Below are 17782 nucleotides of genomic sequence, written 5' to 3' on the forward strand. Positions count from 1 at the left end.
TAATTTATACTATATTTATTATTTTTCTTATAAGTATTATTATCATTGTTCTTCTTAACTATTAATAAAAAATACTTTTTTCCTTTATTATAATAATGTATCTTATTACTTTGTTTTTCTCTAAGTATGATAAGTTTATTGATTCTTTTATTATTTATCTAAATTGTTTAATCTTATATAAGCTATATTTTTATAAATAAAAAGAGCCTATATTAATATAAGCTCTTTTTGTTAATTTCTAATTATAATATATGAAAGATAAACAACATATACAAGTATTAAAACTGTTCCTTCTAGTCTGTTTAGCTTCTTTATCTCTTTATCTTTATTAAAGAATATTATGATTCCTATAATTATAGTTACTATTATTAGGAATAACAAATCCATATAGAGATTTCCTGTTACAACTATTGGGTTAATAGTTGATGATAATCCTAGTATAAGTAATATATTAAATATATTAGATCCGAGTACATTTCCTATTGCAATTTCAGTTTCCCCTTTAAGCGCTGCAACTATAGATGTCACAAGTTCTGGAAGAGAAGTTCCAACTGCTACAATTGTAAGTCCAACTAGTTTTTCACTCATTCCTATGGAATAGGCTATATTAGTAGCTGAATCAACTACAAACTTTCCACCAAGTACAATTCCAATTATTCCAACTATAATCTTTATAATATTTGGTCCTATCCTTATATTAGTAGTAGCTACTTTTGACTCCATATCTGTGTCCCTAGAACCCTTATCTTTAATAGCACTCCTTATTAACACTATAGTGTAAATTATACATAATAATAGTAATATTACTCCGTCTATTCTTGATATTAATCCATCTTTTCCATTAAAACTAATTCCAAAAGCAATTATATAAAGTATTATTGCAACTAATATATTAACAAAAAAATCTCTCTTTACAATTCTCTTTCTAATTATAAGTGGCATTGCAATAGCTGTACCTCCAAGCACAACTAATGTATTAAATATGTTAGAACCTAAAACATTACCTATTGCAATTCCATTATTTCCTTGAAGAGCTGATATTGAACTTACTGCAAGTTCTGGTGCGCTTGTTCCAAGTGAAACAATAGTAAGTCCAACTATAACTGATGGTATCCCTATCTTTTTTGCTATACTTGATGATCCATCAACAAAAATATCTGCTCCTTTTATTAAAAGAATAAACCCTATAATTAAAATAACTATATTAATGATATTATTCATCACTATTACTCCCTTATATACCTTACTTTACAAAGTTATTTATCTTTTTAACCAGTACTTGAACCTTCTTTTGCTCCTCTGACCCTTCTTCAAATCCTAAACAATTTATAGCATAGTTTTCTATAATTAATCCACCAACATTGTTTATGGCAGATCTTATTGCTGCAACTTGAACAAGAACATCACCGCAACAAGCATTCTTTTCCATCATTCCTTGTATTCCTTTAACTTGCCCCTCGATCCTTCTTAGTCTATTCATTATATCTTTTCTGAGCTTTTCATTATGCTCATCAAAAATTAACATATCTTTATCATTTTCCATTTTAGAACATCCTCCTTATACCTCTAGGTGGTATTTTCTTCATTCTTATATTCTACATTATTTTTTTTAATTTTAAAAGCCATTAATATTGTACACTTTTTCTTTACAAAATATAATGGTACTATTAAACTTATTCTTAGCAATATATTTTTAGGAGGATAAAATGAGTATAGTTACTGTTAAAGAGATGAACCATGGATTTGGTGATAGAGCTATTTTTGAAGATGTTTCTTTTAGACTTTTAAAGGGAGAACACGTTGGGCTTATTGGTGCAAATGGTGAAGGTAAGTCTACCTTTATGAATATAATCACAGGTAAACTTATGCCTGATGAAGGAAAAGTTATTTGGTCAAACAATGTACGTGTTGGATATATGGACCAGCATGCTGTTTTAAATAAAGGTACTTCTATCAGAGATGCCTTAAGAGAAGCTTTTAGATATTTATTTGACTTAGAAGCTGAAATGAATTCACTTTATGAAAAAATGGGTGAGGTTTCAGAAGATGAACTAAACAAAATGCTTGAAAGAACTGCTGTTATTCAAGATATGCTTGATAATAATGGGTTTTATATGATAGATGCAAAAGTTGATGAAGTCGCAAAAGGTCTTGGCCTTTTAGATTTAGGACTTGAAAAAGATGTCGATGATTTATCAGGAGGTCAAAGAACTAAAATACTACTTGGAAAACTTCTTTTAGAGAATCCTGACATATTACTTCTAGATGAGCCTACTAACTATCTAGATGAAGAACATATAGAGTGGCTTAAGAGATATCTACAAAGTTATGAAAATGCATTTATACTTATATCTCACGATATACCATTTTTAAATGATGTTATTAACTTAATATATCATGTTGAAGAAAGAAAACTTACAAGATATGTTGGTGACTATTATGAATTTAAGAGAAAACATGAAGAAAACAAGAAAAGACTTGAAATAGCTTATGAAAAGCAACAAAAAGAAATAGCAAGACTTGAAGATTTCGTTGCTAGAAATAAGGCAAATGTTGCAACAACTGGTATGGCAAAGTCAAGACAAAAGAAATTAGATAAAATGGATAGAATAGAGCTTTCAAAAGAAAAACCAAAACCTGAATTTGATTTTAAATATTCAAGAACATCAGGAAAAACTATCTTTGAAACTAAAGATTTAGTAATTGGATATAATGAACCTCTTACAAAACCTCTTAATCTTTATATGGAAAGAGGTCAAAAGATAGCTTTAGTCGGTGCTAATGGTCTTGGTAAGTCTACTCTACTTAAGAGTTTACTTGGAAAAGTTAAGCCACTATCTGGTGAAGTTATGCTTGGAGATTATCAAAATATAGGATATTTTGAACAAGAAGATAGAGAAGAAAATAATAATACTTGTATAGAAGAAGTTTGGAATGAGTTCCCAAGCAAAACTCAATATGAAATAAGAGCTGCCCTTGCTAAATGTGGACTTACTACTAAACAACTTGAATCTAAGATAAGAGTTTTATCTGGAGGAGAGGCTGCAAAAGTTAGACTTTGTAAAATACTTAATACTGAAACTAATATTCTTATCTTCGATGAGCCTACTAACCACTTAGATGTAGATGCTAAAGATGAACTTAAGAGAGCTTTAAAAGAATATAAAGGATCAATACTTCTAGTATCCCACGAACCTGAATTCTATAGAGATATAGTTACAGAGATTTGGAACTGTGAAGATTGGACATTAAAAATCATATAATAATTCTAGAATTTAAAGAGTTAGCATAAAAGCTAGCTCTTTTTCTTAAATTATTTATAATTAATAGGTGGAATTGTAATATAAATATAAGTTTTATTTTTATTTATATATTGATTGCTATACTAATTTTATTTATAAAAATTCTTAGGAGAGTTTGACTTTTAAAATAATATAATTTATAACTATTAATATAATATATAATTAAAGATCAACATTTTGTTGGTCTTTTCTTCATTTAATATTCTGTTATTTTTTTCTAACCTTAATTATTATTAAGTATTTTCTATTATATAAGACGGTAAATTTCTCATTTTTTCATAAATACTTTAATTATTATTAAAACTATAGTAAAATTATTAATAGATAATTCAAAATTTGCATTTAATTTGTAATCACAAAGGAGGAACATAATTGGAATTAAAATTTGATATATTTCAAACAATGGCATTAGCTACTGTTGTTTTTTATTTAGGAAATTTTTTAAAAAGTAAAATAAAGTTTTTATCAAAATATTGTATACCTGCACCAGTAATTGGTGGGCTTCTATTTGCAGTGCTAGTTCTTGTTTTAAGAATAACTAATATTGCAACAATAACTTTAGATACTACTCTTCAAAATTTATTTATGACTGCATTCTTTACTAGTGTTGGGTTTACTGCAAGCATTAAGATACTAAAAAAGGGAGGACTTAACGTAATAATATTTTTATTCCTTTCTATATTATTAGTAATATCCCAAAATGCATTAGGTGCATCACTTGCAAAATTATTTAATTTAGATCCTTTACTTGGACTTTGTACAGGCTCTATTCCTATGATTGGAGGTCATGGAACTGCTGGTTCATTTGGACCTCTTTTAGAGGAAATGGGTGTTGCTGGAGCAACTACTGTATCATTTGCTTCTGCAACTTTTGGACTAGTTATGGGTAGCCTAATAGGTGGTTTTGTTGCTAAAAATTTAATTGAACGCAATAAACTTAAAACCCCAAAGGAATCTCACGATAAATTTATACCAGTAAGCGACTTCCATGAAGATAACAAAGCACTTCTTTGTAATAAAAGACTTATGAAAGGTGTTTCTTGGATATTTATTGCAATGGGAATTGGCTCAGTAATTTCAGGATTTATTCAAAACTTAGGACTTACTTTCCCATCATATATAGGTGCTATGATAGCTGCTGCTATTATTAGAAATCTATGTGATATTAAAAATGTAAAACTTGAAGAAAAAGAAATAGAAGTTATCGGTGGAATAAGCCTTTCATTCTTCTTATCTATGGCTTTAATGGGACTAAAATTATGGGAACTATTTGACTTAGCAGGCCCTATGGTTGTAATGCTAGTTGGGCAAATGCTTCTTATGGGATTATTTGCTTACTTTATTACATTTAAAGTTATGGGGAAAGACTATGAAGCTGCTGTATTTGCATCTGCAAATTGTGGATTTGGTATGGGCGCTACTCCTAATGCTGTAGCAAATATGGATGCATTAACAAGTAAGTTTGGCTTTGCACCAACTCCATATCTTACAGTTCCAATTGTAGGATGTTTATTTATAGATTTTGTAAATTCAGCTGTAATTACACTATTTATAAATCTATTACATTAAATTTCTCTATAGAGTTAATTTATATTATAATATTTAGATCTATCTAATTGTTTTTATATCAATTAGGTAGATCTTTTTTATTATGCTTTATACCTTACTTATTAATATTATTTTATTGTAATATTTTTCCTTATGTTTAATCTTTGTTAAAAAACTTTTAATTTTATTAAAATTATTGTAAAATTACCATTAAAAGATTCTGTATATTAAAAATAGCATATTAATATTTATTATATTTTATATAATTATTAAATACATTTCTTAAAGGGGGCAAAACATATGGAATTAAAATTTGATATTTTTCAAACAATGGCATTAGTTACGCTGGTATTTTATATGGGGCAATATTTAAAAAATAAAGTATCAGTATTATCTAAGTACTGTATTCCATCACCTGTTATAGGTGGCATTATCTTTGCAATAGTAGTTCTTATTTTAAAAGTTACTAATATTGCAACTATATCTTTAGATACTACACTACAAAATATTTTTATGACTGCATTCTTTACTAGTATAGGATTTACAGCTAGCATTAAAATATTAAAAAAAGGTGGTATTAGTGTAGCAATATTCTTGCTTTTATCAACACTACTTGTAATCTCTCAAGATACTTTAGGTGTATCTTTAGCATCTTTATTTAATTTAGATCCATTGCTTGGACTTGCTACAGCTTCTATTCCAATGATAGGTGGACATGGAACAGCAGGATCCTTTGGACCACTATTAGAGTCTATGGGTATTTCTGGTGCAACTACAGTATCTTTTGCTTCTGCGACCTTTGGACTAGTTATGGGAAGTTTAATTGGTGGTATTATTGCTAAAAATCTGATAGAGCGTAAAAATTTAAAAACGCCAAAGGAATCTCACGATAAATCTATTCCAGTAAGTGATTTTCATGAAGATAATAAAGCACTTCTTTGTAATAACAGGCTTATGAAAGGTATTTCCTTAATTTTTATTGCCATGGGACTTGGTTCAATAATCTCCGGACTTATTCAAGCCTTAGGACTTACTTTCCCATCATATATAGGTGCTATGCTAGCTGCTGCTATTATTAGAAATCTATGTGATATGAGAAATATTACTCTTGTTGAAAAAGAAATTGAAACTATAGGTGGAATTAGTCTATCATTCTTCTTATCTATGGCTTTAATGGGATTAAAGCTATGGGAACTTTTCGATTTAGCAATACCTATGATTATAATGTTAATTGGACAAACTGCCCTTATGGCTTTATTTGCTTACTATATAACCTTCAGAGTTATGGGGAAAGATTATGAAGCTGCTGTATTTGCATCTGGAATTTGTGGATTTGGTATGGGCGCAACGCCTAATGCTATTGCAAACATGGATGCATTAACAAGTAAATTTGGATTTGCTCCAAATGCTTATTTTACAGTACCAATTGTAGGATGCTTATTTATAGACTTTGTCAATTCAACCATTATAACTTTATTTATAAATATACTTCACTAGAATTATATTTAATTTTTACATAATAAAAAGGATTCATATCCCTATGATTAAAAATCATTAAAGATATGAATCCTCTTTTTATTTTATTAAAATTCTTTTGCTAATTTATCTGATTTATCTTTTGCTTCATTTACAATTCTATCTACATCTATACCTTGAACATCTACATTTTCTGCTATTATAGTTTTGAAATCTTTTATCCCGAAGAAAGCAAATATAGTTCTTAAATATCTCTCTTCCATTTCAAAATTTGAAGTAATAGCATTTGAATAATCTCCGCCTCTAGATGATACAAATAGAGCCTTTTTACCTTCACATAATCCAACTGGACCTTCTGCAGTATATTTAAATGTTATTCCTGTTACACTTATATAATCTATATAAGCTTTTAATATGGCTGGAATACTTAAGTTCCACATTGGCGCTGCTATAACATATTTATCTGCTTCTTTAAATTGATATGCATACTTTAGTACCTTATGATTTCTACTCTCTTCATTTTTAGGTCCAAATACTACGCTTAAATCTTCTCCTCTTAGGAAATCTATACCTTCTTTATATAAATCTAAAGTTATAACTTCATCATTTGGATTATTCTTTTTATACTCATTAATAAACTCATCTGATATACTGTAAGTTCTTGATTTTCCTTCTGGTTTTATATTTGCTTTTATATATAATACTTTACTCATTTTACTCTCTCCTTCATGTATACTTTTTCTTGTAAATATATTATTTTAAACATGCTTTATTATTTACTAAATATATTTTACTATTCTCTTTATATGAGAAAAGTATATTACTTATATACCTTTTCAACAAGTAGGCACTTTTTTTATATATAGTATACAAAAAGATACTGTAATTACTTTAACCTTAATAATATTTCATATATATACTTAAAAATATTTTTTATTAATTTATGATATAATGTAATAAATATAAAATATGAGGTGCTTATATAATGACCAAAGACTTAAGCATTCATGACAAGTGTCACATGAATGAAATTTGTGAAAAACCTGAATCATGTCCCATGATTTTAGTACATAAATTGGTTTCAGGAAAATGGAAAATACTTATTTTATGGTATTTGACTAATGGTTCTTTAAGATTCAGTGAATTAAAAAGAAAGCTTCCTGATGTTACACAAAAAATGCTAACTAACCAACTTAGAAGTTTAGAGCAGGATAATTTAATATACAGAAAAGTTTATCCAGTAGTTCCTCCTAAAGTTGAATATGGATTAACTGATATAGGTAATAAAATAATACCTATACTTGAAAATATGCATAATTATGGAATTGAATATATTAATTCATCTTTAGATTAATATATTATTATTTATAAACTAAAAGAGCTATATTTCTAGCTATTTTAGTTTTATTTACATATAAATTTAATAAGCCTTTTATTAAATTCATCTAGTTGATCATAGAATAGCCCATGACCACTCTCTTCAAAAGCATATAGGGTAGACCCATGTATATTTTTATTTAATTCTAAAGCAAACTCAAAAGGACATATCTCGTCTAACATTCCATGAAATATTCCAGTTGGTACCTTTATACACTTTAAATCATCAAACATATTCTCATCTCTAAGAGATATAGCTGTCTTTATTGTCGCATATCCTGTAGATTTAAGTGATATTAATGAAAACCAACTTCTAAATTCTTCACTTACATTGCTTGCAAAAATTTTTTTTCCAAAATCACTTATAGCTTTTGGTCTATCCTTATATATTGCTTTAATAATAACATCAACATCTTCTTTTGAAGTTCCATATGGATATCCAGGGTATTTTGTAAAAGATGGTGCTGCTGCTCCTAAGAGTGCAAGTTTCGATACCTTATATCCTTTATGTCTTGCCATATATCTAATAGCTATTGCTCCTCCCATTGAAAACCCAGCAAGAATTAGAGATTTAACATCTATATTTTTTATTATTTTATATAAATCATCAGCTAAATCATCATAAGAATATCCTTCAAAAGGCTTATCTGATTTTCCAAATCCTCTAATATCTATTGATATACAACGTATATTATATTTAGGTAATATGTTATATTGATACTCAAATACCTCACTAGTTAAGGGCCAACCATGAATAAATAACACAGTAGGATTTCCACTTGGATTTATATCATTCACCGCTATTTTTACATCTTTACTAATTTTTTGATAATACATTCTAACACCTCTATTTATTAATATTAGATAATATGTATTTTTTAAATATATTAGACCATCTGTTAGTATTATAAATGTTTTGATATAATATAATTGCCAATTTAATTATGAGGGGAGTATTTTATGGGATACAAAGGGATAATATTTGATTTTAATGGAACTCTTTTTTGGGATTCAGAAAAGCATGAACTTGCATGGAAGAGATTCTCAAAGGATCTTAGGGGACATGAATTAAGTGATGAAGAAATTAGACTTAATGTCCATGGTAGAACAAACAAAGTGATTTTAGAGTATATTCTCGAAAAAACTTTTACTGATAATAGCTTTGAAACCTTATCTAAAGAGAAAGAAAAAGTTTATAGAGATATGTGCTTAGATGATATAGCTTCATTTAAACTAGCACCTGGTGCTACAAAATTATTTGATTACTTGAAGGAAAAACATATTCCTTTTACTATAGCTACAGCATCTGGTAAAGAAAATGTATTATTCTTTATAGAAAAATTTAATCTAGATAAATGGTTTGATACCGATAAGATAATCTTTGATGACGGGACAATCCTTGGTAAGCCTGAACCTGATATGTATATAAAAGCTTCTAAAGCACTTAATTTAGATCCTAAAGATTGTATTGTTTTTGAAGATGCTATATCTGGTGTTGAAGCTGCAAGGAGAGCTAATATAGGTAAAATAATAGTAATTGCTCCTACAGAAAAAGAAGATTTATTTAAAAATCTATCTTCTGTTAGTGGTACTATTGTAGATTTTAATTTTAATAAAGAATTTTTAGAATTAGACTAATTAAATTTTAGATTATATAACAAACTACATTTATAAAAGCCTACTTAATAATTATTAAGTAGGCTTTTATGATTTTATTGTTAAGTTATTAAATGCATGAGTTAAAATATAATATAAATTTTAATTTCTTTATAAATTATTTTGTTCTTCTACTAACTCTTCTTTTCTATATTGATTATCTAAAGCTTTAACAAATGGATAGTATATCATAGTTGATACTAATATACATATAATTTGTACTGCTGCCCCTTGCCATCCTGCTACTAAGAATCCACTAAATATTCCTGGTGTTGGCCACGGAGCTTGTATTCCATTAAATAATGGCATAAATCCTATCTTCTGAGCAAAATATGCAATAAGTATAGAAACTGTAGGTGCTAATGCTACTGGTATTAACATTAATGGATTAAATATTATAGGAAGACCAAATACTAATGGTTCATTTATATTGAATAATGCAGGCACAGCACTAAGCTTTCCAAGCATCTTTAGTCTTTGTGATCTAGCAACAAGCAATACTGATATTATTAATCCGATTGTCATACCTGCTCCTCCAATAGTTGCAAATTGATCAATCATTTGAATTGTACCAATATGACCATTTTGAAGAGTTAAGTTGCCAGCTTCAAACAATTTTTGATTTTCTAATGTATTTGCTGTAATCATTGGATTTACTACTGAATTAACAACCCCCGGATGGATACCAAACCACCACAATAATCCATTAAGTAACCCAACTATAGTTATAGCTCCAATAGATGCAGTTAATCCTTGAAGTGGAACTTGAAGCATTTCATATATCCATTCGTGAAGTGATGTTTCTGCTGCTAAAGCTAGTCCATTTACTAAAAGACTAAACGCTATAATTAATACTCCTGGTATAAGTGCACTAAATGATCTTGATACCATAGGAGGTACACTATCAGGTAATTTTATAACCATTTTCTTTCTAACTACAAATCTAAATATCTCTGTTGAAGTTATTCCCATAAAAATTGCAGCTAATATCCCCTTAGATCCAAGCCACGCCATTGGAAGTACTCCTGAAACTATTTCCCTTGATTCTGGTGCTATGGCTATTTTAGGAGTTATTATTATATATGAAACTAGTGCAAGTATCATAACTGATAATTTATCAAGCTCATAATCCTCTGATAATTTGTAAGCTAAAGTACCACAAAGCATAAATCCCATCATATCAAAAGTAGCCTTGTAAGCTGGTGATATATATGAAACCCAGTCTTCACCAAAAATACTTGCCATAAATTCTGGATACCCCTCCACTGGGAAGCTAGTTATAAGTAAAAATATTGATGCGATAATTGTAAGTGGCATTACAGCTAAAAACCCTGATCGTAATGCACTAAAATACCTCATACTTGTAACTTTTGATACCGCAGGTACCATTTTTTCCTCAATTAAATTCGTAAATTTCTCCATACCCCTCTCTCCTCTCATCTACTATGTACGATTTAATTATATCAATTTACATTTTAACAATATATCCCTTTATTAGAGAAATTTCTCCATTTATTCTATTTCAATTAATTATTTTATCTTTTTAACTTTATTTATTTAATATTTTTTGATAAATTTCACATACTTCTTTAAATTATTATTAAATTTAAAAGAGGTTTATCTAAAAACTAGATAAACCTCTTAATTTTATATTTCATTATAAAACTCTAAAATCTTTTTCATTGCCTCTTCTAATATACTACTATTTGTTGCTACATTTATTCTCAAAAAACCTTTATAATCATCAATAAACCTATTCCCACATTCCAGAAGAACCCCTGTCTTTTTAGCAAGATCTATCGAAAATTTAAGACTATCATCTATCTTATTAAACTTAACCCATATTAAATATCCGGCATCTGGAATCATAATACTACAGTCAATATGCCTTAAGTATTTATTTACTAAATCAATATTTTTTTCTATTTTTTCAATTAATTCTTTTACCCATAGATATCCATTTTTATAGCAAACACTTGAAAACTCTGCTCCTAATATATTTAAGTGTATCTTACGCTTCATCATTCCTTCACATACTTTATCTTTTAAATTAACATTTGAAATCAAAGCATATCCTACGTTTAATGATGCAATATTGAATGTTTTATTTGGAGATCCTATAACTATATAATTATCAAATTTTTCTTTTAATTTATAGATCGAAGAAAAACTATTATTATAAAGAGCTAAGTCTCCATGTACTTCATCGGAAATAACTAAAACATTATTTTTCTTTGCAATCTCTAAAATCCTTTTTAATTCTTCTGTGTTCCAAATCCGACCTGACGGATTATGAGGATTACAGAGTAATATACATTTTATATTTTCATCATTAATCTTTTTGTTTAACCTTTTAAAATTAATAAAATATCTATTTTCTTTAATTTCTAAAGGCTCTCTAATTAATTCTAAATTATTATTTAAAGTTATGTCTTTAAAAGGTCCATAAACTGGAGTAAAAACTAATACTTTATCATTGTAATTTAAAACTTCACCTAGTACTACATTCATAGTCGTAAGTGCTCCTACTATAGGAACTATATCATCTAAATTAACATCTAAACCTTGTTTTACTTTATACCAATGTTTTATATCACTTTTAAATTCATCCTTTATATCAAAATATCCAAAATCTCCTCTTGAAACAATATCAATAAAACCTTTACTTATTTCCTCCGGAAGTCTATAATCCATATCTGCAATAAATAATGGATAATATGGCTCCTTTGCATCTTTAAATCTTTTTTGTATATATTCTCTATTCCATTTCTTTGTATTATTTTCTTTTCTATCTAAAATTTCATCAAAATTGTACATACTTACCCTTTCATTTTATACTTTTCTATAAATCTTTTTATTATGAGATCCATAGCTATATGCACATTTAATCTAGTATCAACATTTTCATCTGAATCATGAGAATGTCCTGTATAAACAACGTATCTACAAAGTCTCTCAAAAGTTGATCCCCTTGACTCTGTTATAAGTACGACATCCACTCCTTTTAAATTTGTTTCAACAAGTACTTCTAAAAGTTCCGGAGTTTCTCCACTTCTTGATAGCATAAATACAAGATCCTCATTTCTTTTTAATATCTTACTAGATAATCTCATAAATCTTGAATCATCGTGTTGCTCTACTGGTATTCCTAGAAGTTGTAATTTAATTTGAAATATCTTACCTAAATAATTACTCATTCCCATACCATATATAGTGATTTTTTTGCATTTCGCCATCTTATCTACAATTTCATCCTGTTGACTCTCTGTCACAAGCTTATAGGTTTCCATTATAGAATTTATATAGGAGTTATCAGAGAACTCTTTATTGTCCTCTATAAGCTTATTTTTTTCAAAGTAGTCGTCCTTAAATTGTACAAAGCTTTTATACTCTAACTTTTTAGAAAGTCTATGTACAGTACTTGTACTTGTAGTGAATATTTCTGCTATATTTTCTATTGTGAAGGTTTTGTAAGTGAACCTCTCTTTATTTTCCAGAAGTTCATGTAGTAGTTCCTTCTCAAGTCTAGTTAGGTTCTTAGTATAAGTTGATATTCTTCTATGTAAATTCAAAAATTCCACCTCTTCCATAATTAAGTAAATAAATCAACTTAACTTTATCATAAAATGGTAATTTTATCACTATATGCCCTTTATTATACAGATAATTTTATCAACTTTTTTATCAATTCAGGACAAATTTTTCATTACTAGTTCATAAATAAAAATAAGGTTATTTCACAATCTGCAAAATAACCTACTAAAAACCATAAAATCCCTATAATTCTATACTCTTAAATTTCTTTAATATAATTCTCGATGATAACATAGCCGCTACTATTAAAATTAGACTTGATAATATTAAAACAACATTTAAATTCTCTGAAATAAATGTTAATTCTTCTTTAGATACAAAAAATTTCTTAAATACGTTAATACCAAGGGCAATTATAAATATAGGCACAGTTCTAGTATAAGATAGCATAGTACTCTTTGGATATAATAATTCTATATAAAAGTTTAATACAGATAATGTATAAAATATTATAAAAATTATACCTACAACTCCCCAATTAACTACATTACTTATACCAAAATAATATGAAATTAAAGCCTGTATAATTATATTTGGAGTTAAATATATGATAAAAATAACTATAGGGGTTACTGCCTTACTTATTACAATATCCTTTAATCTTATAGGAAGTGATCTTAATAGCATATTTATACTTCCACCTTTAGAACTATTCTTTGCAATTATATAATTTATACTAGCTATGGGAAAAATCAGTATCCCCATTACAAAAAACATCATTAAATTTCCTATAAAACTTTCTATACTTTGTCCTTCAACTTTATATTCAAATAATGAAATAATACTCGTTACAATTACCCATGGACAATAGATAAAGAAAATTAATCTTTGAACCTTTATATCCTTTAAAATCAAATTTTTCATATTATTTCACATCCATTCTATTATAAATTATATTGCTAATTATAAATGATATTATAGATACTATTGCTCCTATTAATAAGAGTATAGGCTTAGGATTTAATAAAATATTATCTGATATAACATCTGCAAAATCTCCATTTAAATATCCATCTATTAATATATTAGATATTATAAAAAAACTTACTACAGCAATAATATTAGCTATCTTATAGTATTTATAATTAATAGTTATAAATATAGGCTCAAGTATTGATATATAAAGTAATTCAATAAAAATAGCAAGAATTATAACTGCAGTATTCACTTCCATAGTAGGAGGAATAATAATACTTATTAACCTATACATTATATAAGTTAATATATTAATAAAAGTAATATAAATTAAAGCACTTATATATTTTGATAATATATACGTACTTTTCTTTATTGGTAAAGAACTTAAATATATTTGAAATTTATTTCTTTTTGACAATTCAATAGTACTTACTATTAAATAAAATATCATAAATGATCCCATAATATATATACTTTCTGATCCTCCATTCACTATAAAAATTGCTGACATAAATATTAATGCTATTATAAATGATTTAGCAAACTTTTTCTGAATAAAAAATTCTATTTTAAGTAAATTTCCCATAGCTATTCCCCTCTCTTTTTTGAATAATAAATAACTATATCATCTAAACTTGCTCTTTCAAAAATAAGCTTATCTCCGTACTCATTCTTAAGTTTATCTCGTTTATTACTTAAAGCCTCAAAATTATACCTTGATTTTCTTACACCAACTAAATCTTTTTTAATTTCACTATCAAGAACATCAATAGGACCTTTAACTACTACATATTCTTCTAAGAGCATATCTTTTTCTTTTGAAAATTCTATTCTACCGTTATTTATAAAGGTTATATAATCTGCAAGTTTTTCTAAATCTGTTGTTATATGAGTTGAATAAAGAATTGATAGTTCTTCTTCACTTATTAAATCAAATAAAAGATCTAATAATTCACTTCTAAAAACAGGATCTAATCCCGATGTAGGCTCATCTAATATCAATAGCTCTGCACCATGTGAAAGAGCAATTGCCAATGAAAATCTCATCTTTTGTCCTTTTGATAGCTCTTTTACTTTCTTCTTAATATTTAAATTAAACTTATCTATATAAAATTTAAATTTTTCTTCATCCCACTTTGAATAAAATGGTGCTATGATTTTCTTATTTTCATCTATGGAGAAATCTTCAAATGTACAACAATCATCATAAACAAAACCTATTCTATCTTTTATGCTTACCTCATATTCTTTTAAATTTTTATCGAATACTTTTATATATCCACTTTTTAAATTTACTAAATTCATTATTGATTTTATTATTGTTGTTTTTCCTGCTCCGTTTGGACCTACAAGTCCCATTATAAATCCTTTTGGAATAGAAAAGCTTACATTTTTCAAAGAAAACCCTCTATATTCTTTGCTTATATCCTTAACTTCTAATGCATTAATATAATTACTCATTAAATTCTCTCCTTTTTATTTAATTTAAACTTCTTTTAAAGTTTTAAGTATATAGACTAATTCATCAAAATCTAATCCAATACTATTTGAAATATCTATCGCCTCTATAAGTTTTTCTTCAATCTCTCTTAATTTTTCTTCTCTTAAAAGTTCTTTATTTTGTTCTGCAACATAAGATCCTTTCCCTGGAAGTGTGTATACATATCCATCCTTTTCAAGCTCCTCATAAGCTCTCTTAGTGGTTATCACACTAACTCTAAGTTCAGATGCTAGACTTCTTATTGATGGCAGTGGTGAATTTTCTTTAATATTTCCAGATACTATCTCATTTTTTATCTCTTTTGCAATCTGTTCATATATTGGTACTCCTGAAGTATTTGAAATAATGATATTCAAACTCTCACCTCTTTCTAACAAACAGTACATACTGTTTATATACTGTATATATATTATATATACAGTATATACTCTTTTTAAAATAAATGTCAATATATTTTAAATTTTTTAGCAAAAAAAGATCGTATAAACACTTAACGCATGCTTATACGATCCTAATTTAAAATTACTCTTTAACTTCTGCTTGCTTCTCAGCTTCAGTATTATATTTTTTGCCCTTTTCTTTATCCTTTACTTCTGTATTAACATTTGAAAAAGAGTTAACTATTATATATCTACTATCTCCAACATTCATATAATCAATCTTAACTTTATCTCCAACCTTACTTAAAGCAACTTCTCTTGCTGTTTCTGTTGATACTGAATATATATTATCTGAGCCTTTAAGCTTTACATCATATATACTTGATCCCTCTTTTATAACTAATCCTATTCTCTCTATTTCACCTTCAACTGACTTAGCGTTATTACTTCCTTCTAATGAAATATTAGTGTTAGTTAATACCTCTAAATATTTATTTAAAGTTGATTGAAGTGAATCTCCAACTGCTACAGTATTATAATTTTTAACATTAACCATGGCATAATTTTTAACTAATCCATTTGCATCTTTTAATGTCATAAAGTATGTTGGTTCATTTTGAATATTAATTAAATATGGGAATGTTGCTGTATATTTGTATTGTTGTACCTTACCTTCAGCAGACTTCATAGCTGCTGTTTCTGTTGCACCTGCTGTTTTATACATTGTTGTCTTTCCTGTTCTTGTATTAGTTAAAGTAAATCCAACTAAACCTTGGTCATTTCCAACTGAAGTTATACCAGTGTAGTAATAACATTCATCATTATTATATATTAAATTCATTCCCTCTGTAGATACAAGCTTGTCCTTATCACTAAAGTTAAATACTCCATGAACAAGCTTACCCCATTTATCTATATATCCTTTGATAAATGAATCAGGCTGTATTCTATCAACCCATTTTGGCATATTTTCAATATCATATACTTCTGCTTCCCCAGTTTGTGAATCAATAATTAATGCACCTGTAGCTTTAGCTTCAGTAATTCCAACACCCGTATCGTACCTTGTAATAACCCAATATGGATTTCCTTCATCATCTAGTTCGAAGGTATAATCTGTATGTGCTGCCTTCATATCTCTTAAAAAGGCTGCTCTATCTAAATCTGTTAAAAGATATGAAGATTCTAAATACTTTATTTTAAGCGGTTTTCCACCTACTTCAGTTACAAGTTCAACATCATTTTGATTTGTAGCACTTACCTTTACATATCCTGGCGTTCCTTCATAATTAGTTATCCACTTTATAAGTGATGAATGCTCCAGTGGCGCTACATAATAAAGTTCTCCATTTACACTTTGAAGTGTTAAATCTCCTATATACACCTGACTACCAAGGCTTGGTATTTCCCCAAGCTTTTTGTCAGCTAATTTACTAGCAAGTTCTTTATCTATTGTTGGTAATTGTTTTAAATCAATATGTTGTATTTGACTTGAAAATTCAACTCCATCAACTTCCCCAATCAAATCTCTGTGAGCTTTATAATTAACTAGAGGACTAAATACTATCATAAGAGCTACATAAATAAATATACCCGTTCCTCCAGCTATAATATACTTTTTACTAAAGTGTGTTATACCATAAGCAATACTACTTATTATAAATGGAATAATTAATGCTAAGAAGCTAATAGATAAATCTAAAATTAATCTACTTTGTAAAAATAATATTATTGCCATTACTAAGTATGATATAACAAGCCATTTTAGATATCCTTTAAAACTTGCTTTTTTGCCTTTTGCCATATTAGTTACATTGTCTTTTGACCTTTTAAATTTCGATATCATGTCAAAAATATCAGAAAAATCTCCCCTATTATTCATAATCTAAATTCTCCTTTTCGTTATATTGTTTGTATTATATCATAATGTAATAATAAATACTATATAGTATAAAAATTTATTCATATTTTTTTTATACTATATTCAAATAATAAATACATAAAAGCTATCACCAATATAGTGATAGCTT

17 protein-coding genes are annotated in these 17782 nt (G+C 27.5%); 5 read left to right on the forward strand and 12 right to left on the reverse strand.

The genetic code is table 11. From position 1 onward, the window contains the following. Positions 1–231 precede the first annotated feature (231 nt). A complete protein-coding gene (locus K5V21_RS06405; RefSeq protein ID WP_221860203.1) occupies positions 232–1209 on the reverse strand; it encodes a calcium/sodium antiporter in 978 nt (325 codons plus the stop codon). Positions 1210–1243: 34 nt separating this feature from the next. After that, on the reverse strand, positions 1244–1543 hold the full coding sequence (locus K5V21_RS06410; RefSeq protein ID WP_243425026.1) for a metal-sensitive transcriptional regulator: 300 nt from the start codon (positions 1541–1543) through the stop codon (positions 1244–1246). Positions 1544–1706: 163 nt separating this feature from the next. On the opposite strand from K5V21_RS06410, the gene abc-f reads away from it, so the two are divergent. The 3 genes from abc-f (at position 1707) to gltS (K5V21_RS06425) (ending at position 6347) form a co-directional block, all read left to right on the forward strand. Beyond that, positions 1707–3263 (forward strand): ribosomal protection-like ABC-F family protein, encoded by a 1557-nt coding sequence (gene abc-f, locus K5V21_RS06415; protein WP_221860080.1) that lies wholly within the window; start codon positions 1707–1709, stop codon positions 3261–3263. A 411-nt stretch (positions 3264–3674) separates the two neighbouring features. Further along, on the forward strand, positions 3675–4871 hold the full coding sequence (gene gltS, locus K5V21_RS06420) for a sodium/glutamate symporter (RefSeq protein ID WP_221860082.1): 1197 nt from the start codon (positions 3675–3677) through the stop codon (positions 4869–4871). Positions 4872–5150: 279 nt separating this feature from the next. Further along, complete coding sequence (gene gltS, locus K5V21_RS06425) at positions 5151–6347, forward strand: sodium/glutamate symporter (protein WP_221860084.1); 1197 nt, start codon at positions 5151–5153, stop codon at positions 6345–6347. A gap of 86 nt (positions 6348–6433) precedes the next feature. On the opposite strand, the gene K5V21_RS06430 is transcribed toward gltS (K5V21_RS06425), so the two are convergent. Further along, positions 6434–7039, reverse strand: coding sequence for an FMN-dependent NADH-azoreductase (locus tag K5V21_RS06430; protein WP_221860087.1), 606 nt, complete (start codon positions 7037–7039; stop codon positions 6434–6436). Positions 7040–7311: 272 nt separating this feature from the next. Here K5V21_RS06430 and K5V21_RS06435 point away from each other — a divergent pair, with 272 nt between their 5' ends. Then, positions 7312–7680 (forward strand): winged helix-turn-helix transcriptional regulator, encoded by a 369-nt coding sequence (locus tag K5V21_RS06435; RefSeq protein WP_280637769.1) that lies wholly within the window; start codon positions 7312–7314, stop codon positions 7678–7680. 50 nt (positions 7681–7730) lie between these two features. On the opposite strand, the gene K5V21_RS06440 is transcribed toward K5V21_RS06435, so the two are convergent. Continuing rightward, positions 7731–8540 carry an alpha/beta fold hydrolase gene (locus tag K5V21_RS06440; RefSeq protein ID WP_221860090.1) on the reverse strand — a complete coding sequence of 270 codons (810 nt, stop codon included), beginning with the start codon at positions 8538–8540 and terminating at the stop codon, positions 7731–7733. A 123-nt stretch (positions 8541–8663) separates the two neighbouring features. On the opposite strand from K5V21_RS06440, the gene K5V21_RS06445 reads away from it, so the two are divergent. Next, on the forward strand, positions 8664–9341 hold the full coding sequence (locus K5V21_RS06445) for an HAD family hydrolase (protein ID WP_221860092.1): 678 nt from the start codon (positions 8664–8666) through the stop codon (positions 9339–9341). A 129-nt stretch (positions 9342–9470) separates the two neighbouring features. Here the strand turns inward: K5V21_RS06445 and K5V21_RS06450 are convergent, their stop codons facing one another. The 8 genes from K5V21_RS06450 to K5V21_RS06485 form a co-directional block, all read right to left on the reverse strand. After that, positions 9471–10781, reverse strand: a complete 1311-nt coding sequence (locus K5V21_RS06450; protein ID WP_221860094.1) for a PTS sugar transporter subunit IIC — start codon at positions 10779–10781, stop codon at positions 9471–9473. A gap of 225 nt (positions 10782–11006) precedes the next feature. Beyond that, complete coding sequence (locus tag K5V21_RS06455) at positions 11007–12176, reverse strand: MalY/PatB family protein (protein ID WP_221860096.1); 1170 nt, start codon at positions 12174–12176, stop codon at positions 11007–11009. Positions 12177–12178: 2 nt separating this feature from the next. Further along, entirely contained in the window at positions 12179–12931 is a 753-nt protein-coding gene (locus K5V21_RS06460; RefSeq protein ID WP_221860098.1) for a MurR/RpiR family transcriptional regulator, read from the reverse strand. Between the two features lie 205 nt (positions 12932–13136). Further along, complete coding sequence (locus K5V21_RS06465; RefSeq protein WP_221860100.1) at positions 13137–13817, reverse strand: ABC-2 transporter permease; 681 nt, start codon at positions 13815–13817, stop codon at positions 13137–13139. 1 nt (position 13818) lies between these two features. Then, complete coding sequence (locus K5V21_RS06470) at positions 13819–14457, reverse strand: ABC-2 transporter permease (RefSeq protein ID WP_221860101.1); 639 nt, start codon at positions 14455–14457, stop codon at positions 13819–13821. Between the two features lie 2 nt (positions 14458–14459). Further along, on the reverse strand, positions 14460–15332 hold the full coding sequence (locus tag K5V21_RS06475) for an ABC transporter ATP-binding protein (RefSeq protein ID WP_221860103.1): 873 nt from the start codon (positions 15330–15332) through the stop codon (positions 14460–14462). Positions 15333–15356: 24 nt separating this feature from the next. Further along, entirely contained in the window at positions 15357–15728 is a 372-nt protein-coding gene (locus K5V21_RS06480; RefSeq protein WP_204594380.1) for a GntR family transcriptional regulator, read from the reverse strand. A 166-nt stretch (positions 15729–15894) separates the two neighbouring features. After that, positions 15895–17556 carry a cell shape-determining protein gene (locus K5V21_RS06485; protein ID WP_221860207.1) on the reverse strand — a complete coding sequence of 554 codons (1662 nt, stop codon included), beginning with the start codon at positions 17554–17556 and terminating at the stop codon, positions 15895–15897. Positions 17557–17782 lie beyond the last annotated feature (226 nt).

The organism is Clostridium sardiniense (assembly GCF_019753795.1).
GTDB classification, from domain to species: Bacteria; Bacillota; Clostridia; order Clostridiales; family Clostridiaceae; genus Clostridium; species Clostridium sardiniense.